The organism is Allobosea sp. OAE752 (assembly GCF_050433265.1).
Lineage (GTDB): Bacteria > Pseudomonadota > Alphaproteobacteria > Rhizobiales > Beijerinckiaceae > Allobosea > Allobosea spartocytisi.
Genome location: NZ_JBNPXO010000006.1, coordinates 271,330 through 292,357, shown reverse-complemented (window position 1 = coordinate 292,357; position 21,028 = coordinate 271,330). Strand labels below are relative to the sequence as shown.

General features: G+C 65.2%; 19 protein-coding genes. 18 read left to right on the top strand and 1 reads right to left on the bottom strand.

Features of this window, described 5'->3' with window-relative positions:
* Positions 1-16: 16 nt before the first annotated feature.
* The 4 genes from GGC47_RS17935 to GGC47_RS17920 all read left to right on the top strand — a co-directional run bounded on the left by GGC47_RS17935 (position 17) and on the right by GGC47_RS17920 (position 5,235).
* Positions 17-1,129 carry an NAD(P)/FAD-dependent oxidoreductase gene (locus GGC47_RS17935; protein ID WP_185748049.1) on the top strand — a complete coding sequence of 371 codons (1,113 nt, stop codon included), beginning with the start codon at positions 17-19 and terminating at the stop codon, positions 1,127-1,129.
* A 47-nt stretch (positions 1,130-1,176) separates the two neighbouring features.
* A complete protein-coding gene (locus GGC47_RS17930) occupies positions 1,177-2,919 on the top strand; it encodes an ABC transporter substrate-binding protein (RefSeq protein WP_038363347.1) in 1,743 nt (580 codons plus the stop codon).
* Positions 2,920-3,003: 84 nt separating this feature from the next.
* Complete coding sequence (locus GGC47_RS17925; protein ID WP_142023163.1) at positions 3,004-4,092, top strand: NAD/NADP octopine/nopaline dehydrogenase family protein; 1,089 nt, start codon at positions 3,004-3,006, stop codon at positions 4,090-4,092.
* A gap of 39 nt (positions 4,093-4,131) precedes the next feature.
* A complete protein-coding gene (locus GGC47_RS17920) occupies positions 4,132-5,235 on the top strand; it encodes an NAD(P)/FAD-dependent oxidoreductase (protein WP_133560831.1) in 1,104 nt (367 codons plus the stop codon).
* 477 nt (positions 5,236-5,712) lie between these two features.
* Here the strand turns inward: GGC47_RS17920 and GGC47_RS17915 are convergent, their stop codons facing one another.
* On the bottom strand, positions 5,713-6,762 hold the full coding sequence (locus tag GGC47_RS17915; RefSeq protein ID WP_370955035.1) for a LacI family DNA-binding transcriptional regulator: 1,050 nt from the start codon (positions 6,760-6,762) through the stop codon (positions 5,713-5,715).
* Positions 6,763-6,903: 141 nt separating this feature from the next.
* Here GGC47_RS17915 and GGC47_RS17910 point away from each other — a divergent pair, with 141 nt between their 5' ends.
* The 14 genes from GGC47_RS17910 to GGC47_RS17845 all read left to right on the top strand — a co-directional run bounded on the left by GGC47_RS17910 (position 6,904) and on the right by GGC47_RS17845 (position 20,725).
* A complete protein-coding gene (locus GGC47_RS17910) occupies positions 6,904-7,920 on the top strand; it encodes a TRAP transporter substrate-binding protein (protein ID WP_142023161.1) in 1,017 nt (338 codons plus the stop codon).
* Positions 7,921-7,949: 29 nt separating this feature from the next.
* The gene (locus GGC47_RS17905; RefSeq protein ID WP_142023160.1) at positions 7,950-9,836 is read left to right on the top strand and encodes a TRAP transporter large permease; all 1,887 of its coding nucleotides are present in this window, start codon (positions 7,950-7,952) and stop codon (positions 9,834-9,836) included.
* A gap of 24 nt (positions 9,837-9,860) precedes the next feature.
* Positions 9,861-10,415 (top strand): VOC family protein, encoded by a 555-nt coding sequence (locus GGC47_RS17900; RefSeq protein ID WP_142023159.1) that lies wholly within the window; start codon positions 9,861-9,863, stop codon positions 10,413-10,415.
* A 7-nt stretch (positions 10,416-10,422) separates the two neighbouring features.
* A complete protein-coding gene (locus tag GGC47_RS17895; RefSeq protein WP_142023158.1) occupies positions 10,423-11,700 on the top strand; it encodes a ribulose-bisphosphate carboxylase large subunit family protein in 1,278 nt (425 codons plus the stop codon).
* Positions 11,701-11,707: 7 nt separating this feature from the next.
* Positions 11,708-12,964, top strand: coding sequence for a four-carbon acid sugar kinase family protein (locus GGC47_RS17890; RefSeq protein WP_142023157.1), 1,257 nt, complete (start codon positions 11,708-11,710; stop codon positions 12,962-12,964).
* A 407-nt stretch (positions 12,965-13,371) separates the two neighbouring features.
* On the top strand, positions 13,372-13,578 hold the full coding sequence (locus tag GGC47_RS17885; protein ID WP_429068578.1) for a putative quinol monooxygenase: 207 nt from the start codon (positions 13,372-13,374) through the stop codon (positions 13,576-13,578).
* Positions 13,579-13,957: 379 nt separating this feature from the next.
* On the top strand, positions 13,958-14,983 hold the full coding sequence (locus tag GGC47_RS17880; protein ID WP_142023229.1) for a Zn-dependent oxidoreductase: 1,026 nt from the start codon (positions 13,958-13,960) through the stop codon (positions 14,981-14,983).
* A 44-nt stretch (positions 14,984-15,027) separates the two neighbouring features.
* Positions 15,028-15,852: a transporter substrate-binding domain-containing protein gene (locus tag GGC47_RS17875; RefSeq protein WP_038363331.1), complete on the top strand. Its 825-nt coding sequence runs from the start codon at positions 15,028-15,030 to the stop codon at positions 15,850-15,852.
* Between the two features lie 96 nt (positions 15,853-15,948).
* A complete protein-coding gene (locus GGC47_RS17870; protein WP_142023156.1) occupies positions 15,949-16,623 on the top strand; it encodes an amino acid ABC transporter permease in 675 nt (224 codons plus the stop codon).
* Positions 16,620-17,297 (top strand): amino acid ABC transporter permease, encoded by a 678-nt coding sequence (locus GGC47_RS17865; protein ID WP_038363325.1) that lies wholly within the window; start codon positions 16,620-16,622, stop codon positions 17,295-17,297. Before GGC47_RS17870 ends, GGC47_RS17865 begins: the two co-directional genes overlap by 4 nt.
* Complete coding sequence (locus GGC47_RS17860) at positions 17,294-18,040, top strand: amino acid ABC transporter ATP-binding protein (protein ID WP_038363322.1); 747 nt, start codon at positions 17,294-17,296, stop codon at positions 18,038-18,040. The genes GGC47_RS17865 and GGC47_RS17860 overlap by 4 nt, the downstream gene beginning before the upstream one ends.
* Before the next feature lie 6 nt (positions 18,041-18,046).
* Positions 18,047-18,766 carry a GntR family transcriptional regulator gene (locus GGC47_RS17855; RefSeq protein WP_370955042.1) on the top strand — a complete coding sequence of 240 codons (720 nt, stop codon included), beginning with the start codon at positions 18,047-18,049 and terminating at the stop codon, positions 18,764-18,766.
* Between the two features lie 28 nt (positions 18,767-18,794).
* Positions 18,795-19,991: a mannonate dehydratase gene (gene uxuA / locus GGC47_RS17850; RefSeq protein WP_370955043.1), complete on the top strand. Its 1,197-nt coding sequence runs from the start codon at positions 18,795-18,797 to the stop codon at positions 19,989-19,991.
* Complete coding sequence (locus GGC47_RS17845; RefSeq protein WP_429068577.1) at positions 19,988-20,725, top strand: SDR family oxidoreductase; 738 nt, start codon at positions 19,988-19,990, stop codon at positions 20,723-20,725. The genes uxuA and GGC47_RS17845 overlap by 4 nt, the downstream gene beginning before the upstream one ends.
* Positions 20,726-21,028: the final 303 nt, after the last annotated feature.

The window sequence follows — 21,028 nt, the reverse complement described above, 5'->3', positions numbered from 1 at the left end:
ACCCACAGGACATGCCATGATGAACATCATCGTCGTCGGAGCCGGAATCGTCGGCAGCTCGGTCGCCTACCGGGTGGCGCAGGGCGGGGCGAAGGTCACCGTGCTGGAGGCCGACCGTATCGGCGGCGGCACCTCGGGCGTCAGCTTCGCCTGGACCAACTCCAACAACAAGACGCCGCGCCCCTATCACGACCTCAACGTCGCCGGCATGCGGGCCCATGCGGCGCTGAAGGAGGAATTCGGCGCCACGCCCTGGTTCCACCAGAGCGGCAGCCTGGAATGGCGCGTCGATCCGGCGGAGGTCGCTGCGCAGGCCGAAAAGGTCAAGCGGCTGCGCGAATGGGGCTACGCGGCCGAGTTCATCGACAAGAAGCGCCTCGGCGAGCTTGAGCCGGAAATCGCCCTCGATGCGGTTCCGGACGATGCCCAGATCGTGTTCTGCCCGGAGGAGGGCTGGGTCGATCCTGTGCTCTATGCCGGCACCATGCTGCGTGCCGCGCGCCAGCGCTACGGTGCCGCGCTCAAGACCGGCGTCAAGATCACCGGGCTGGAAACGCGCAATGGCCGCGTCGTCGGCGCGCGGGACGAAAGCGGCGCGCTCCACGAGGCCGATCTCGTGATCAACTGCACCGGCCGCTGGTCGAACGAGACGGTGAGCCAGACCGCGCCGAACGTGCCGCTCGCGCCGACGATCGGCTTCCTGGTGTTCACGCCGCCGGTCGGCGTCGCATTGCGCCGACCTTTCCACGCCCCCGATGTCGATGTCCGGCCGGACGGTGCCGGGCGGCTGATGGTGCGCAAGGATTCGCTCGACGACCGCTTCGCCGCACTGGAAAGCCGCACGCCGGATTGCGAGGAGGCGCGGATCGCCATCGCCAGCGCCGCCGAGATCCTGCCGGGGCTGAAGGGCGTCAAGGCCGAGGCCGTGCGCACCACGATGCGGCCGATTCCGGCGGACGGGCTCTCGACGGTGGGGCCGGCGCGCGGGGTCGACGGCTACTACGTCGTCGTCACCCATAGCGGCGTCACGCTCTCGCCCTTCCTCGGCCAGGTCGTGGCAGACGAGGTACTGCATGGCCGCCAGCGGCCGGAGCTGGAGGCGTTCCGCCCGGCGCGCTTCCAGGCCTGAGCGACACCGTCACTTCCGTTTCCAATCAACCAGAAGAGGGGACAACGATGTCTGAGAAATCGACGCGACGTGACGTTCTGAAATGGACCGGCGCGGGGGCCGCTGCGCTCGCAGCCGGCGGCCTGCCCGAGCCCGCTCTGGCAAAGCCGCCCCACTTCAAGCTCTATCTGATGATCTTCAACAACCTGCAGTCGCGCATGATCTGGACCGACCTGATCGGCAAGCAGTTCGCGCGGCTCGGCATCGACGTCAATGCGAGCTACCAACCGCCTTCCGTGGTCATCGCGCGGCGCGCCAACGACAGCGGCAAGACCCATGTCGAGGGTGGCTTCGACATGTATTCGGAGCGGATCTACTATAACGGGCTGGCGCCGAGCCCCGAGGCGCTGTTCCACAGCAAGAACGTGCCTCCGAACGGGCAGAACTACTATCGCGTCGCCGACCAGCAGATCGACGCGGCCATCGAGACATATTCACGCGCGATCACGCCCGAGGACCGCAAGACGGCGATGGCCGCCTTCGTGAAGCGCTGGTACGAGATCGAGCCGCTGCACATCGTCTTCTATCCGGAAGAGGTGATCATCACCAATCCGAAGCTAAAGGGGATGGAATCGACGACCTATAACCCGGTCTTCTATCCGCGGCCGGAGGACTGGTCGATCGAGGGCGCGACCGGTGATGTCACCGCGACTTTCGCCTCCTGGCAGCCGCCGAGCCAGCTCATCCCGATGTATGGCAGCGGCTATAATGAATCCAACATCTTCGGCCCGGTCTACAACGCGCTGATGGAATATGACAGCTGGGCCAACAAGAAGCTTGTCCCGGCGCTGGCTGAAACGGTCAAAGGCTCGGAGGATGGCAAGAGCTGGGTCATCAGCCTGCGCAAGGGCGTGAAATGGCATTCCGGCGAGGAGTTCACCGCCGAGGACGTCAAGTTCACCTGGGACACGATCATCGACAAGACCTATGCGAGCCTGTTCCAGGCGACGCTGTCAGCGGTGATGGGCTCGCGCGACGCCTACAAGGTCACCGGCACGCATGAGATCACGGTGACGCTGCCGCAACCGAACATGTTGTTCTACGACTTCCTGCTGCCGGTCATCGCGATCATGCCGAAGCATGCCTACAAGGACATCAAGCCGGAGGAATTGCGCGGCCACGTCATCTCGACCTGGCTCGGCACCTTCCCGGTCAAGACCTCGGATGGCAAGGTCTTCGCGGCGAAGGGCGGCGTCGGCACCGGGCCCTGGATCCCGCAGGGCTTCGACCCCTCGCGCAAGGCCTACAAATACAGCAAGAACGAGAACTACTGGCGAAAGACCGATGGCAACGTCAAGACCTTCTACGTGGTCAATATCGAGGGCGCCGATGCCTTGCTCAGCGCCATCAAATCCGGCGCCATCGACGCGCATGACCCGATGTACGATGTCGGCGGCCTGCTCAGCACCGTCGATCCGTCATGGGGCAAGGTCAATCGCTTCGACTCGTTCAAGTGGATGCAGACCTGCCTCAACCTGAACCATCCGGTCTTCGGCACCGGCGTCGAGACGCCGCTCGGCAAGAAGGACCCCAGCCGCGCCGCGGAAGCGGCGATGTATGTCCGCAAGGCGATGAGCCACATGATCCCGCGTGAGCAGATCATCAAGAACGTCGTTGCCGGCTTCGGCAAGCCCGGCACGGTGCCGATGCCGTTCACCTCGGAATTCTACGACCAAGACCTGCTGAAGCCGATCGCCTACGACTTCAACCTGGCGAAGCAGTACATGGAAAAGGCCGGTTACACCTACTGACGTCCCGGGCCTCGTTGCGACGGACCGGGCGCTCTTGCCCGGTCCACCCAGACCACCCCAACAAAACTCCCAAGGATCAAGACGATGCGTGTCGCTGTGCTCGGTGCGGGCTCGATTGCCTATGGCAATGCCGCCCTTCTTTCCTCCCTCGGCCACGAGCCGGTGCTGTGGTCGCCATCCGGCAAGAGCGGCCGGAGCCTCGCCAAGGGCGAACCTCTGACGGCGACCGGCAGCCTGACCGGCAGCTTCAAGGTCGCGGTCGCCGCGAGCGCCGCCGAGGCGGTCGCCGGGGCCGGGGCGGTGCTCTTCGCCCTGCCGGCCAATGGCCACCGCGCGGCGATGGACGCCGCCGCCCCGCATCTCGCGGTCGGGCAGGTCGTCATCATAAGCTCCCACACCTCGTTCAGCGGCCTCTATATCGCCCGCAAGATCGCCGAGCGCGGGCTCGACGTGCCGGTCGTCGTCTGGGGCACGACGGTGACCGCCGGCCGCAGGACCGGCGATGCCAGCGTCAACGTCTCGACCGTCCGCTCGAAGGTCGACATCGCGACGATTCCCGTCTCGGCCTCCAAGCGGGGGCTGACAATCTGCCAGCAGCTGTTCGGCGATCGCTTCGTCCAGCGCGACGACGCGCTGGCGATTTCGCTGTCCAATCTTAACCCGCAGAACCATCTCGGCATCGCGCTGTGCAACTTCACCCGCATGGAGCATGGCGAGACCTGGGGGCAGAACGAAAACAACACCAATTCCGTCGGCCGCCTGCTCGAAGCCCTCGACGCCGAGCGCCTCGCCATCGCGGAAGCCGCCGGCTACAAGGTCCGCACCATCCGCGAGCACTACAATCTCTCCTTCCATGTCGAGCCCGGACCGGTCGGCGAGATGGCGCGCCAGCTCGCTGCCCGCGGCAATGGCGGCAACGGACCGAGCAGTATCGACACGCGCTATGTCCTGGAGGACGCCCCCTTCGGCCTGCATCCGACAGTTCTGCTCGGCAAGCTCGCCGGCCGGCCCGCGACGCTGCACCAGGCCGGCGTCGACATCTTCTCGGCGCTCTATGGCCGGGATTTCGCGGCGGAAAACGATCTGCTCGGCGAGATCGGCCTCGAAGCGATGTCGCTCGCCGAACTGAAATCGCTGGTGCGCGACGGCTGGGCTGCGAAGCGCGCGGCGTAAGCCTATTCGAACCTCCCCCTTCTCTAGCGGATATGGATCATGACTGAGATCATTGTCGTCGGCGCCGGCGTCCTCGGGACGTCGGTCGCCTACCGGCTGGCGCGCGCCGGCGCCAAGGTCACCGTGCTCGAGGCGACACGCGTCGGCGGCGGGACATCCGGCATCTCCTTCGCCTGGACGAACTCCTCGAACAAGACGCCGCGTGCCTATCACGACCTCAACGTGGCCGGCATGCGGGCCCATGCGGCGCTGAAGGACGAGTTCGGCGCGACGCCCTGGTGGCACGGCGGCGGACGCATCGAGTGGCGGGCGGAATCCGAGCAAGCCGCGCTGAAGGCCAAGGTCGAGCGGCTGCGGAGCTGGGACTATGCGGCCGAATGGATCGACCGCAAGCAGTTGCTGGAGCTGGAGCCGGACATCGCGCCCGAGGCCGTCGGCGACGCGCCGATCGCCTGGTACCCAAACGATGGCTGGCTCGACCCGGTGGTCTATGCCCATGCGATGATGAGTGCGGCGCGGCGCCATGGCGCGACATTGCGGACGCAGACCAGGGTGGCCGGCCTGATCGTCGAGGGAGGCCGGGCGAAGGGCGTGCGCAGCGAAGGCGGCGAGACCTTCCATGCCGACATCGTCGTCAACTGCACCGGGCGCTGGTCCAACGACACGGTTGGAGCCGCAGCGCCGAACGTGCCATTGGCACCCACGATCGGTTTCCTCGTCTTCACGCCGCCCGTTCCGGCCAGCATCCAGCGCGTCATCGCCAGCCCCATCTGCGACTTCCGGCCGGATGGAGCCGGGCGCCTGATGCTGCACTGGGGCGCAGCCGACGCCACGGTGACGCCGGAGATCGGCGTCAATCCCGGCATGGAGCAGGCGCAGGATCTCGTCGACCGCCTGCTGCGCATTCTGCCCGGCCTCGCCCCGCTCAAGCCGGAAGCCGCGCGCGTCACCGTGCGGCCGATTCCGCAGGACGGTCTATCGGCCATCGGCCCGGTGCCGGGTGTCGAGAACTACTACGTCATGGTCACCCATAGCGGCGCGACGCTGTCGCCGGTCTTAGGGGCGATGGCCGCCGATGAGATCGTTAATGGAAGGACGCGACCAGAGCTTTCGAGCTTTAGGCCGGCGCGCTTTTTTCCATGATTGAGCCCCTTCCCGGTCGTCGTCCACAGCGCGCCTGTGAACGCGTTCAGGAGAAATGGCATGAATGGAGGGCATCGATGCGATTGCCCTCCGGCAAACGAGCGAGCGAAGATGGCCATGGAAGGTTGCACAATCGCCTGAACCCGATCCAGGATGGCCTATTCGAGCTGACAAAGCCAACCAAGGTTGCTTCGCTGATGGCAGTTCCAGGCGGCTAGCTTGCCGCAGAAGCGTCGATCGCGAAAGCTCGCCGTCAGCCGCAAGCTTCGTGCATTGACTGGAGGCCAGGAGGTTGAGAATGAGCCAACTTTGCCAATCGTATCGCCGCGCAAACTGGATTGCCGGAAAGCAGACGCTCCACGAGTCAGCAAGGGGCCAACTGCAGACATCCGATAGCTGCCATCTGGCGGGCGTAGCATGCCAGCTGCATTGTGATCTCTGAGCGCCAAGCGGAGCGCCACGAGCAATGGCTGCTTATCACGGCAGGTTCTCGCGCAGCACGATCTCGATATTAGGCCGTGCCGTCCCCTCCGGCGGGTGGCGGCCCGCCCGGATGTTGGCGAAGATGGAGACGCAATCCATCAGCGCCACCTGCGGATTCTGGTTGATGACGGCATCCATCACCCCGTCGATCAGGAGGCTACGCGTCTCCGGCGTCAGCCCGTGGCCGACGAAGACCACGTCGTTCTGCCGGCCAGCCTCCTTCAGGGCGCGTGCAATTCCCTCCGGCCCGCCACCGATGTTGTAGATGCCCGCCAGATCGGGATGCCGGGCGAGCAGCATCTTGGTCTGACGGTAGTTGCGCGCCTCCTCGTCATGGCCCTCGCGCAGCCCGACGACCTCTATCGCTGGGTAACGTTCCCGAAAGAGGTAGAGAAAGCCCATTTCGCGCTCTTCATGGGCGCGGTAGCTCAGGCTGCCGGCGATCATCGCCACCTTCGCGGGCCGTGATCCGATGAAGCGCGCGATGAGCTGCCCGGCCGTCCGCCCGGCTGCGCGATTGTCCAGCCCGACATAGGCGACGCGGCGCGTATTGGCGATATCGGAGATCAGCGTCACAGTTGGCACGCCGCGCTCCGCGAGCCAGTCGACGGCCTCGCGCACCATGGGATGCTCGATCGCCATGAAGGCGATGCCTTCAACCTCGCGACCGACCGTCCGAAGATGCTGTGCGAGCAGCTCGGGATTGAAGCTGTCGATGTGGTCAAGCCGCGCGCGGATATTGAAGGACGCGAGTCGCTCGCGCGATTCCACCACGAGCCGGCCGAGCCCGGCGAGAAAGCGGTTACTGCCAGCCGGCAACAGGAAGGCGAGGCGCAGCGGTTTCAGCGCACCGGCAGGCAAGGCCGCATCCAGTACATAACCGAGATCGGCGGCCGCCCTGAGGACCCTCTCGGTCGTGACCGGCCGGACGCCCGGACGCCGGTTCAGCACACGGTCCACGGTCGCGGTCGAGACGCCAGCGAGCCGCGCCACATCGACGACCGTGGCCAGCTGACGCCGCCGATGCGGATCGACCACGGTCACAGTCGGTTCGGGTGGATGCTTAGCGACATCCGAATCCATCAAAAACCATCAGTATTTGAGTTTGACGACGATCATTCTGCCTTTCTATCGTTCCCCCCAAGATCAAGACAAGGCTCATCGAGGGCCATTCGGGAGGATGACATGACCAAAGTGACTCGTCGGACGATTCTGCGCGGCGCCACCATCGGCGCGGCTTTGCCGCTGATTGGAGCGCCCCTCGTCGCCCGGGCCGCCGAGATCGAGCTGAAGTATGGCAACAACCTGCCCCTGAGCCACCCGCTCAACATCCGCTCGCAGGAAGCCGCTGACCGCATCGCCAAGGAGACGAACGGGCGCGTCGAGATCAAGATCTTCCCGAACAATCAGCTGGGCGGCGACACCGACATGCTGAGCCAGGTCCGCAGTGGCGGCATCACCTTCTTCACCCCCTCGGCGCTTGTCATCGCGACGCTGGTGCCGGTCGCGGCGATCAATGCCGTGGGCTTCGCTTTCTCCGACTATGATCAGGTCTGGAAGGCGATGGACGGCCCCGTCGGCGCCCATGTCCGCCAGGCGATCGAAAAGGTGAACCTCTACGCTTTCGAGAAGATGTGGGATAACGGCTTCCGCCAGATGACGACCTCGGGTCGCCCGATCGAGAGCGCCAAGGACATGGCCGGCCTCAAGATCCGCGTGCCTGTCAGCCCGCTGTCGATCGCGATGTTCAAGGCGCTCGACGCGTCGCCGGCGAGCCTCCAGTTTTCCGAGGTTTATTCCTCGCTTCAGACGAAGATCGTCGATGCGCAGGAAAACCCGCTGCCGATCATTCAGGTCGCCAAGCTCTACGAGGTGCAGAAGAGCTGCGCAGTCTCCAACCACATCTGGGACGGCTTCTGGTTCATCGCCAATGGCCGCGCCTGGCGCGGCCTGCCGCCGGACGTGCAGAAGATCGTGGCCGCCGCGATCAACGATGCCGGCGTGGCCCAACGCAACGACATCAAGAAGCTCAACGAGACCGTCCAGGCCGATCTGCAGTCGAAGGGTCTCGCGTTCAACAAGACCGACCCAAACTCCTTCCGCGCCAAGCTGCGCGACTCTGGCTTCTACAAGGATTGGCAGGAGCGCTTCGGCAAGGAGGCCTGGGACCTGCTTGAAGGCTCCGTCGGCAAGCTCGCCTGAGCACCGCGACCCGATCGGGAGGCTGACGAATGGATGTGCACGGCGCAACGCTGCAAGAGCCTGCGTGCCTGCCCCTGACGGGACTGGCGCGAGCGGCCGACAGGTTCGAGCGCGGCCTCGGCGGACTGGTCGAGTTCGTCGCGGCGGTGATCGTGCTCGCCGAGATCGTCATTCTTGGTGCCGGCGTGACCGCCCGCTACGTCTTCCACGCGCCGCTGGTCTGGGCGGACGAGCTCGCCTCGATCCTGTTCCTGTGGCTGTCGATGCTCGGCGCGGTGATCGCATTGCGCCGTGGCGAGCATATGCGGATGACCGGGCTCGTCAGCCGCGTCTCGCCCGGCACCCGTGCGGTGCTGGAGGCGCTCGCCATCACCGCCGCGATCGCCTTCCTGCTGATGATCCTGCCGCATGCGCTGGAATATGCCGAGGAAGAGCATTTCATTGTCACGCCGGCGCTTGAGGTGAGCAATGCCTGGCGCGCCGCCGCCTTGCCGCTCGGCACGAGTTTGATGCTGATCGTCGCCTGCCTGCGCCTGATGCGCCTAGGCGCGCTCAAGCCCATTCTTCTGGCCATTGCGATCACGGCGGCGTTCGTCGCCCTGTTCTGGTTCGCCGGCCCAATGCTGAAGCCGCTGGGCAAGCTCAACCTGATCGTCTTCTTCGTCGGGGTCGTCGCCCTCAACGTCTTCTCCGGCGTGCCGATCGCGTTTTCCTTCGCCCTCGCCACCTTCGGCTATCTCGCCTGCACGACCTCGACCCCGATGCTCGTCATGGTCGGGCGCCTCGACGAGGGCATGAGCCATCTCATCCTGCTCGCCGTCCCCCTCTTCATCTTCCTCGGCGCCCTGATCGAGATGACCGGCATGGCGCGCGCCATGATCCAGTTCCTCGCCTCGCTGCTCGGCCATGTCCGCGGCGGGCTGTCCTATGTGCTGATCGGCGCGATGTATCTGGTCTCCGGCATCTCCGGCTCGAAGATCGCCGACATGGCCGCGATCGCCCCGGTCCTCTTCCCGGAAATGCAGAAGCGCGGCGCCAAGCCCGGCGACCTCGTCGCGCTGCTCTCCGCCACCGGCGCCCAGACCGAGACCATCCCACCCTCGATCGTGCTGATCACCATCGGCTCGGTCACCGGCGTCTCGATCGCCGCGCTGTTCACCGGCGGCATGCTGCCGGCGCTGGTACTGGGCATCGCGCTCTGCTTCGTCGTCTGGTGGCGCTATCGTGGAGAAGATCTGAGCCATGTGGTCCGGCATTCGAGCCGCGAGATCGCCAAGCTCTGCCTCATCGCGCTCCCCGCGATTGCCTTGCCCTTCGTCATCCGCGCCGCGGTCGTCGAAGGCGTTGCCACCGCGACCGAGGTTTCGACCATCGGTATCGCTTATGCCGTGCTGGCGGGGCTCCTGATCTATCGACAGTTCGATGTCCGCCGCCTCGGCAAGATGCTGGTCGACACGGCCTCGCTCACCGGCGCGATCATCTTCATCGTCGGCTGCGCCACCGCGATGGCCTGGGGGCTGACGCAATCGGGCTTCTCGCAGGATCTGGCCCGCGCCATGTCGTCGGTGCCCGGCGGAGGCTGGGGCTTCCTCGCCATCTCAATCCTGGCCTTCATCATTCTCGGGAGCGTGCTGGAAGGCATCCCGGCGATCGTGCTGTTCGGGCCTCTGCTCTTCCCTATCGCCAAGCAAGTTGGCGTGCATGAGGTCCATTATGCCATGGTCGTGATCTTCGCGATGGGCATCGGCCTGTTCGCCCCGCCTTTCGGCGTCGGCTATTACGGCGCCTGCGCCATCTCCAAGGTCAATCCCGACGACGGCCTCAAATACATCTGGGGCTACATGCTGGCCTTGCTGATCGGCCTTGTCGTGGTCGCCGCCTTCCCTTGGCTCTCCACCGGCTTCCTGAAATTCTGAACTGCTTGCATCGAGGTCATCACCATGAGCCGCTTTTTCGGCCAGATCCGCCAGGCCGGCTATGTCGTGCCTGATATCGAGGCCGCGATGGATTACTGGAGCCGCGTACTCGGCGTCGGCCCCTTCTTCTACAATCCCAAGGTTCCGATCCGGAATTACCGCTACAAGGGCGAGGCCCATGAGCCGCACAATTCCGTGGCGCTCGCCAATTCAGGGCCGCTCCAAATCGAACTGATCCAGTGCCGCAACGACGTGCCGTCGATGTACAAGGACTTCACCGATGCCGGCCATAGCGGCCTGCAGCACGTCGCCTACTGGACGTCGGATTACGACGCAGACCTTGAGCGGTTGCTGGCGGAAGGCTTCAAGCCGGTGATGAGCGGCGAGGTCGGCGAGCGCGGCCGCTTCATCTATTTCGATACGCATTATCACCCGGGCACCGTGATCGAGCTGTCGGAAGTGGCGGGGCCCAAGGGCGAGATGTTCCGGTTGATCCGCGAGGCGTCTGAAGGCTGGGACGGCAAGGATCCGGTACGGCCCTTCCCCGATCTCACGAAGCTTGCCGCAGCAAAGCGGTGACGCGGGCATGATGAACCATGACCGTTTCGAAGCCAGCTACCTGATCGAGACGCCGCTCGATCCCGCGCGCGTCGCCGAGATTATGGCCGGCGAGCAGTCAAGCGGTACCTTCACCCGTGTCGCTGGCGAAACCGACGCATTGCGCAATCGTACGCGGGCCGTTGTCACACAGGTGGAGGAGTTCGCGCCCGCCGCGACGCCGAGCCTTCCCAATGCCTGGCTCGCCCGCAAAGGCGTCTCTGGTCCTTATCGGCGGGCGCAGGTCTCCATCTCGTTCCCGGTCTCGAATGTCGGCGCCAATCTGGCCACGCTCGCCTCGATCGTCGCCGGCAATCTCTTCGACCTCGGCGAGACCACCGGGCTGCGTTTGGACAGCATCCGTCTTCCTGAGAGCTATCGCCGGCGCTTCGCGCTGCCTGCGCAGGGCATCGCCGGCACCCGTAGGCTCACCGGTGTGGACGCGGGCCCGCTGGTCGGCTCGATCATCAAGCCCAATGTCGGATTGAGCCCGGATGAGACAGCCGAACTCGTCGCGACGCTCTGCGCCGCCGGCCTCGACTTCATCAAGGATGACGAGATTTCAGCCAACCCGGACCATGCGCCACTCGCCGAACGCATCCCGGCGGTGATGGCGGCGGTCCGCCGCCATGCCGACCGAACCGGCAAGCAGGTCATGATCGCGTTCAACATCACGGACGAGACCGACGCGATGAGGCGCCATGCCGATCTCGTGGCGCGCGAAGGTGGCAACTGCGTGATGGCAAGCCTGAACTGGTGCGGCTTCTCCGGCATAGAGACCTTGCGCCGCTCGACCGATCTTGTCTTGCACGGCCATCGCAATGGCTATGGCGCGGTCTCACGCCATCCCTGGCTCGGCATCTCCTTTCAGGCTTATCAGACGCTCTGGCGACTGGCTGGCGTCGACCACATGCATGTCCATGGCGTGCAGGGTAAATTTGCGCAGGAGGACGAAGAAGTCGTCTCCTCAGCACGCGACTGCGTGACGCCGCTGACCGAAGACCTAGATGACCGGGTCCTGCCCGCCTTCTCCTCCGGCCAATGGGCCGGAACGGCGCAGCCGACCTGGGATGCGATCGGCCATGCCGATCTCCTGTTCATGGCAGGCGGCGGCATCCTGGCGCATCCGGGCGGGCCGGCCGCCGGCGTCGCCAGCATCCGCCAGGCCTGGGCGGCGGTGGCCGCGGGCGTGTCATTATCCGAGGCAGCCCAATGGCAGCCGGAACTGAAGCAGGCACTCGATACTTTCGGCGCCAAACCGTGCTGACCCCGAGATGACAATCCCGCCCTTCTACGGTTGGTTCGGTGACGACTTCACCGGCGCAACGGACACCCTCGCCATGCTCGCCGAGCGCGGCTTTCGGGCGCTACTCTTTCTCGGCATTCCCACCCCGGAGCAACTGGCCTCTGCCGGACCTCTCGACGCGGTTGGTATCGCGGGTGCGACCCGCTCGATGCCTCCAACCGAGATGGGCCCCGTGCTCGACACTGCCGGCCGCTTCTTCGCGCAGCTCGGCGTGCGGATCATGCACTACAAGTGCTGCTCCACCTTCGATAGCGCCCCTCACGTCGGCAACATCGGTGCCGCCGTCGCGGCGTTGAGGCCGCATTTTCCGGAAGGGCCAATCTCGATCATCGGCGGGCAACCCAATCTCGGCCGCTATTGCCTTTTCGGTCATCTCTTTGCTGCGGCCGGCGATGGTGAAGTCTACCGGATCGACCGGCACCCGACGATGAGCCGTCACCCCGTCACGCCGATGGTTGAGGCCGATCTGAGGCGGCATCTCGGGCTTCAAGGCTTCGGATCGATCAGCCTCGTGGACTACAGGGCCCTGGAAGGCGCAGGACCAGCGAATATTCTGGATCGGGACATCATCCTCTTCGATGTGTCACGCGAGAGCGACCTCACAGTGATCGCCGATCGGCTTCGGAAGTCTCTCGATGCCGCGCCTGGCCTGTTCGTAGGTGCGAGTTCGGTTGCGCGGATGGCGGCGCAACTCTTGGGGGGGACGGGGGAGCCGGCTGCGTCACAGCCTGTTGCACGATCGTACGGCCCTGTGCTTGCGCTGGTCGGTTCCCTCTCGCCCGTCACGCGAGCCCAGGTCGAGACCGCAAGCGGCTTCGCGCATCTGCCTGTCGATGCCGACCGGCTGCGCGATGAGCCATCCTATGGGCAGACGCTCTCTGAGCAAGCCCTGGAACTCCTCGCCGTCGGCGACACCATGCTCGTCACGAGACCACCTGACGGCGCTCCGGGCGATCCGCGCTCCGTCGCACAGGAGACCGGCCGTCTGATGCGCAGAATCATGGACCGTGCCCGCATCTCACGCCTCGTCGTCGCCGGCGGAGACACCTCCACTCTCGCAATCAAAGCGCTCGACATCTGGGGCCTATCTTACCGGGCCCCGCTGGTTGATGGAGCACCGCTTTGCCGCGCCCATAGCGCAGTTCAACAGTTGGATGGTTTGGAAGTTGTCTTGAAGGGTGGTCAGATGGGTCCAGTCGATTTCTTCCAGTTGGCTTCAAATTGAACGCCCATCTGCATCAGTCGCCTTCACACGGCGCTTCACGAGCAACTCCTGGATTGTTTTTGGTTTGAATTGGCTGGCGAAGTCACAGTGCCACAAGCTGACGTTGAAGGACCGCCCGGCAGCAGACGGTCTCAGCTTCAAGTCACCGGCGATGTTTTCCGAACGTGATCGATGAACGCGTGTAGCGGGATCGGCACCAGCCGGCGGCCTGGACAATAGAGAAACGAGCGCTCTCCGATCGACCGCAATTCAGGCGGGGATCGGCGGCGTTTAAGTAGCGAAAGTGGAGTTTGGCGTGCCGTCTCGGGCGATGATGAGAACTATGTCTGCTCCATAGTCCTCTACATTGAGAGCGGGGACATCGGCACCGCAGGAACGAGATCACTTCCGTCTGCCCAGACTATTGGATGCGAGGCCGAGGTTCGCGCAAAGCTCGGCATGGAAGACGAGCTGCGCAAGGCTACGCTCCCGCTCGTGGCGCAGGTTCGCAACGAGCCCCACAACCTGATCTACACGAGGATCGCACCGCGCCCGGCCATTTCATCTTCTACGAGATCTTCGCCACCGAGGCGGATTTCCAGGCGCGCAACGCGACGCCGCACGTGCAAACCTGAGTTCGCGCGCCTGCCCGAACTCGCAGAAGGCGGTGTCGCGGTCACGCATATGCAGATGCTCTCTGAAGCAAAGCGAGACCAGAACGACAAAGCATCGATTGGGCAGGAAAACGGGGCCCGCTCTCCTGCCCACAGAGCAGATTTGGCGCAGACTCACTGTCTGTTTCCCATTCGGCGTGGTCATTCGAAAAGGTGGAATCCTCAGGGCCGCCTCGCGCCACAACGCGGCTCGCGTCCCCTCAGCAGGCGGGTCTTTGGCGCATTGAGCTCAACTGGCGTGGGGCGACCGTTCTATCGATCGCCAAGCTTGCAGCCGGTCACCTGGAATGCTAGTGCACTTGTATACAAGAAGACGTTATCAAAATGATCCAGGGTGGAAATGGAGCCTATTGCCGTCAGCGTCGCGCGGCCGCACGCGCTCAGCCTGATTTCAGGCTCGCGGCCGAATCCCGGACCGGGTGAAGTGAAGCTGCGTGTCCGTCGCGCCGGAATCTGCGGCTCCGACATGCATATTCTCCACGGCTCCAATCCCTTTGCCCGCTATCCCCGCATCATCGGCCATGAATTCGCCGGCGAGATCACCGCGATCGGCGAAGGCGTCTCGGCGCTCGCGATCGGCGATCGTGTCGTCGCCGATCCGGTCGTCTCCTGCGGCCATTGCTATCCCTGCCGCCGCGGCCGGCCCAATGTTTGCGCCACACTCGAGGTCATCGGCGTCCATCGCGACGGCGGCTTCAGCAGCGAGGCGATCCTGCCGGCGAAGAACGCGGTGAAGGTTTCGCGCGACCTGTCATTTGCCGTGGCAGCCCTGGCCGAGCCGCTTTCGGTCGCCGCCAACGTGCTGACCGCGACGGGCTGCGATACCGAGGACACCGTGCTGGTCTATGGCGCGGGCACGGTCGGCATCACGGTGCTGCAAGTCGCCAAGCTGAAGGGCGCCCGCTGCATCGTCGTCGATATCGACGAGGCCCGGCTGGAGCGCGCCAAGAGCTTCGGCGCCGATCTCACCATCCACTCCCCTTCCCGCTCCGTTCCCGAAGCCGTGAAAGCGGAAATGGACGGCCTCGGCCCTTCGGTCGTGATCGACGGCGCCGGCATCCCGGCCTTGCTGGAGGAAGCCTGCCGGGTCGCGAGCCCCGCCGGCCGGATCGGACTGCTCGGCTTCTCGCCGGCACCCTGCAATGTCAGCCAGCAGGAAATCGTCCGGAAGGAGCTGTCGCTCTTCGGCTCGCGCCTGAACCGGCGGCTCATTCCCGAGGTCGTGAGCTGGCTTGAAAGCGGCCGCCTCGATCCGGCAGCCATGATCACGCAGACCTTCGCCGCGCGCGATGCGCGAGCGGCCTTCGATTTCGTCGAGACGCACCCCGATCGCTTGCTCAAGGTCCAGCTCGCCTTCGACGAATAAACCCGGCCTGACCGGGCCTCGCTTACAGGAAAGGGAGAGAAACAATGTTGTCCAAGCGCGGAATCATGAAGTCGCTTTGCGGTATCGCGGCGGTGGGGCTGTTCGGCATGGCCACGCTCGCGTCAGCGCAGGCGCAGAACGCCCCCGGCATTCTCCAGAGCATCCTCCAGCGCGGCACGATCCGCATCGCGGTCCTCGGCAGCCTGCCGCCCTATAGCCGCGTGATGCCCAATGGCGAGCCGGAAGGGTACGATATCGACATCGCCAAGCGGCTCGCAGAGGCGCTGAAGGTCAAGCCAGAATTCATCATCTCGGACATCCCGGCGCGCGTCACCGCCCTGCAGACCCGCAAGGCGGACGTCACGATCGCGGACTTCACCCGCAACGTCGAGCGCTCGACCTCGATCGCCTTCACCAACCCCTATCTCGTCACCACGATGCGCCTGCTCCTGCCGGCGAACAGCCCCTACAAGACCATCGCGGAGGCCAACGAGGCCGGCATCCGCGTCGCGATCTCGCGCGGCGGCACCGCCGAGCGCGCCGTCCCGGCCAATATGCCCAAGGCCCAGATCATCCGCTTCAACACCCAGGCCGACGAGCTCAACGCCGTGCTGACCGGCCAGGCCGATGCGATGGCCGAGGACAATTTCTACAACGGCAACGCGATCAAGGAGAATCCGGGCAAGCTGCGCGAGGCCGAGGGCGACCTGGCCCGCGCCGAAATCGCCATCGGCCTGCCGGCCGGCGACGCGGACTGGCTGCGCGTGCTCAACCTGTTCGTCGATCAGTTCAATGCCTCCGGCGACAACAAGAAGCTGTTCCAGAAGTGGTTCGGCTTCGAGCAGCCGCCGATCCAGGCGAAATACTGAGTTCGCACATGCGGCGACGCCCTCACGGGCGTCGCTCTTCCGCCGCGGAGTGTATCGGCGCCAGTTGAGCCGATGCCGGACAGGAAGGCCTGATCGGTGCCCTATTATTTCTCGTTTCGCAGCATTTACCCCTATCTCGGCGATCTCGCTGCCGCAGCTCAGGCGACGCTGCTGCTGTCCGTGCTCGCGATCGTGCTGAGCGTTGCAATCGGCTCCGGGGTCGCGCTGATGCGCCGCTCGGATTCGCGCCTCCTGCGCTTTACAGGCGGGCTCTATGTCGAGGTGATGCGCAACACGCCGCTGCTGGTCATCCTCTACATCGTCTATTTCGCGCTACCGCAGCTCGGCCTGCGCATGTCGCCCTTCAATTCCGCGCTGATCGGGCTGACGCTGAACAGCGCCGGCTATATGGCCGAGATCATTCGCGCCGGCCTCGTCGCCGTGCCGCCCGGCCAGTTCGAGGCCGCCGCCTCGCAGGGCTTCACCCGCTTTCAGCTCTACCGCCACATCGTGCTGCCGCAGGTCTTCCGCACCATATACGCCCCGCTCGGCAACCAGTTCATCGCCGTCATCCTCGCGTCCTCGCTGGCCTCGGCCGTCGCGGTCGAAGAGGTCGCGTCCTGGATGCAGACGGTCGGCTCCTCCTCCTTCCGCTTCTTCGAGACCTTCGTCATCGCGGCGGTGGTCTATCTGGTGCTCTGCCAGATCGTAAATCTCGGACGCATCGCCATCGGGCGCTGGCTGTTCCGCCAGCCGGAGGCCTATCGATGAGCGCGCAACTGCTCACCTACATGCCGCTGCTGCTGAAGGCGGCGCTCGTCACCATCTGGCTGTCCTGGCTCGCCCTGCTGATCGGCGCGGTCGGCGGCACGCTGATCGCGCTTGCCAGGATGTCCACGTTCCTGCCGCTCAGGCTGCTGGCACTGCTGTTCACGGAGTTCTTCCGCTCGATCCCGATCCTGATCGTGCTGTTCTTCGTCTTCTTCGGCATGCCGCTGGTCTTCGGGATCGATCTGTCTCCGTTCACCGCAACGACCGTCGCTCTGGCGCTCCATGCCAGCTCGACCATGTCCGAGGTCATCCGCGCCGGGCTCGAAAGCGTCGGCAAGGGCCAGTGGGAAGCGGCGCGGGCCGCCGGCATGACCTATTGGCAGATGATGCGCCACGTCATCGTGCCCCAGGCGCTGCGCGTCATCCTGCCGCCTTCGGTCGGCGTCTATATCGCGACGCTGAAGGAATCCTCGCTCGCCTCGATCATCGGCTATGTCGAGCTGACCAAGACCGGCCTCCTGATCCGCGAGACCATGGGCTCGAGCTTCGTGCCGCTGCTCCTGCTGGCGCTGATCTACTTCCTCATCAACTACGGCATCTCGCTCGGCGGGGCTGCGCTCGAACGGCGCTTCCACGTCAACACCCGCCTCATGACGGCCGGAGCAGGACAATGACCGACACCGTTCTCAAGTTCGACCATGTCGTGAAGCGCTTCGGGGACAGGACGATCCTCGACGGCGTCTCGACCACCGTGCAGGCCGGCGAGATCGTCTGCTTCATCGGCCCCTCCGGCACCGGCAAGTCGACGCTCCTGCGCTGCGTCAACGGCCTCGAGACCATCGAGGGCGGCAACATCCTCTTCGAGGGCAAGGCCGTGCAAGCCAAGCAGCGCAGCATCATCGACGTGCGCCGCCGCATCGGCATGATCTTCCAGCACTTCAATCTCTACCCGCATCTGACGGCGCTGGAAAACGTCATGCTGGCTCCGGTCGTCGTCCATGGCGAGGACCGCAAGACCGTCGAGGAGCGGGCGCGAGGCCTGTTCGAGAAGGTCCGGCTGTCGCACCGCATCAACGCCTATCCGGCGCAGATGTCCGGCGGCGAGCAGCAGCGCGTCGCGATCGCCCGCGCGCTCGCGACCAATCCGCATATCCTGCTGTTCGACGAGCCGACCTCGGCGCTGGACCCCGAGACCGTCGGCGAAGTGCTGGCCGTGATGCGCGACCTTGCCGTGGAAGGCCGGACCATGCTGGTCGTGACGCACGAGATCAGGTTCGCGGCCGATGTCGGCACGCGCATGGTCTTCCTGGACGGCGGCAAGATCGTCGAGGAAGGCAACCCGCGCGAGATGCTGGCGGCTCCCAAGAGCGAGCGCGCCAAGCGCTTCCTCAGCACCATCAGCAACGCCGCGCATTGACGCCCGATGGTCGTGGTCCCGAAAGCCGAGAGCCGCTGGACCGTCACCCAGGTCTATGACGACCTGAGCGGGCGTATCCTCACGGGCCAGTTGCGGCCGGGAGAGGCACTGTCCGAGATCAAGATGGCAGCGCATTACGGCCTGAGCCGGACACCGGTCCGCCAGGCCTTTCACCGCCTTTCCGTCGAGGGCTTGCTCTCCATCGTCCCTCAGGTCGGCAGCTTCGTCGCGCCGATTCAGCTATCGGCCGTTCGCGATGCGCAATTCGTGCGGCAAACCGTGGAATGCCGCGCCGTGCGCAGCGCCGCCCTCGCTACGGGCCACGAGAAGGAGCGCGTGCTGAACGGTTTGCTCAAGGAGCAGGCCAGGATCATCACGCGCCGCGACCATTATGGGTTCTTCAGCTCCGATGAGGATCTACACCGGGCGCTCATGCTGATCGCCGGTCATCCGCATGTCTGGGATTTCATTCTCTCGATGAAAACCCAGCTCGATCGCCTGCGCTATCTCTCGCTGGAGAGCCAGGAGTGGCTCGAAATGATCTTCCACCAGCATGAGCAACTGGTGAAATGCGTGCTCTCGCAGGATGCCGACGGAGCCGTGGCGTTGATGGAGACCCATCTGCACAGCGCCTCGCTGGCGCTCGAAAAGATCGCCGTCGAGCACGCCGAGTTTTTCGAGGATTCGCCTCCTCAGCCCGGCGGCACGCCGCCGAAATCGCTTTGAACTTGCCTATCTGAGAAAGCGCGAGACCATGGAACAGACCTGGCGGTGGTGGGGACCCAACGACATCATCCCCCTCGATCACATCCGGCAGACCGGCGCGACCGGGCTGGTGACGGCCCTGCACGAGGTGCCGGCGGGCGAGGTCTGGACACGCGAGCAGATCCGCGCCCGCTTCGATGCCATCGCCGCCAGGCCCGAGCTCGGCCTGCGCTGGAGCGTCGTCGAGAGCCTCTGGATCCATGAGAAGATCAAGCTGGCGGAGGATGATGTCGAGCCGCTCTACGAGCGCTTCCGCCAGTCGATGGTGAACCTCGCCGAGGCCGGCGTGCACATTATCTGCTACAACTTCATGCCGGTGCTCGATTGGGCCCGGACCGTGCTGCGTCACAAACTGCCGAGCGGCGCCATGGCCCTGCGCTTCAACGCGCATGAGTTCGCGGCCTTCGACTGCTTCATGCTGCAACGCGAGGGTGCGGAGGCCGACGTATCGCCCGAGGTGCTGGCCCGCGCCAAGGAATGGTACGACGCCTCGACGCAAGCCGACCGCGACCGCCTGCTCGCCACGATCATGGCCGGCTTGCCGGGCGCCTATGACCGCTACGACATCGAGGGTCTGCGCGTCATGCTGAAGCGTTATCACGGCGTCGGCCGCGAGCAGCTCCGCGACAACCTGATCCGCTTCCTCAAGGCGATCATCCCGACCGCCGAGAAGGTCGGCATCCGCATGGCGATCCATCCGGACGATCCGCCGCGGTCGCTGCTCGGCCTGCCGCGCATCGCCGGCTCCATGGAGGATTTCGAGGCGATCCTCAGCGCGGTCGACAGCCCCTCCAACGGCCTGACCTTCTGCACCGGTTCGCTCGGGGCCAATCCGAAGAACGATCCCGTCGCGATCGCCGAGCGCTTCGCCGATCGGATCCATTTCGCCCATCTGCGCAACGTCGCCAACGATCCCGACGGCTCCTTCATGGAAGCCGATCATCTCGGCGGCGATACCAACATGGTCGCGGTCATCCGGGTCCTGCTGCGCGAGCAGGCGCGGCGCAAGGCCGCCGGGCAAGCCGACTGGCGCATCCCCTTCCGGTCCGACCACGGCCATGAATTGCTCGACGACATCGGCAAGCCGACCTTCCCGGGCTACCCGGCGATCGGCCGCATGCGCGGCCTCGCCGAATTGCGCGGCGTGATGACGGCGCTGGCCGACGAGCACGGGTGGCCGCTGTGAGCGAAACCGGGAAGGTCCTTGCCGGCAAGACCGCCTGGGTGACGGGGGCCGCCAGCGGCATCGGCGAGGCCACGGCGCTTGCCTTGAGCCGCGCCGGCGCGACGGTGGCGCTGACCGGGCGGCGTCTGGAGCCGCTGGAGCAGCTCGCCGCGCGCATCGCGGGCGAAGGCGGGGAGGCGATCGTCGCCCCCGCCGACGTAGCCGATGTCGCGGCTATCGAGCGCGCGCTCGCGCTCCTCGTCGGCCGCTCGCTGGACATCGTCGTCAGCAATGCCGGCACGAACATTCCCGACCGCTCCTGGTCCAAGCTGACGCCGGATTCGGTCGACCTGCTGCTCGATGCCAATCTACGCGGCGCGCTCCAGCTCTCGCGGGCGGTGCTGCCGGTGATGCAGGCGCAGGGCGGCGGCGTCCTCATCCATATCGGCTCGCTGGCGGCGCATGTCCTCAGCGCCGGCCCCGGTCCGGTCTATACGGCCGCCAAGAGCGGTGTCGTCGCCATGAGCCATGCGATCAATATCGAGCACGGGGTGCACGGCATCCGCTCCTGCGTACTCTCGCCGGGCGATACGCTGACGCCGTTGATGGACAAGCGGCCAGTCAAGATGAGCGACGAGGTGCGGGCCCGGATGCTTCGCCCCGAGGATATCGCCGGCCTCGTGCTGCACGTCGCGACGCTGCCGCCGCATGTCTGCGTCAACGAGATCATCGTGACGCCGACATCGCTCGTCTGACAGCCAAACATGAGGTCAGAGGCGAGCACCAAGGCTCCGAGCAGGATCGCGCCCGTCACCCAGTCGAGTAGTCCGGCCGAGGACGGCCGTCGGGCTCAAGAAGAACGGCGCCTTCAAACTGTAGCGTGCCCACAGCCCACAAAGGTAGCCGACGCCGGACAGGCTGAGCGCTATCGCTAAAACTCCGGCGAGCAGAGCAGCGACAAAACCGCCACCGCCACTCGAGAGGAACGGCAGGACAGACAGTGCTGCCAGGCCGCGAACGAAACTCATCTTCGCGGAGAAGCTGGTTCTCGGCGCCGT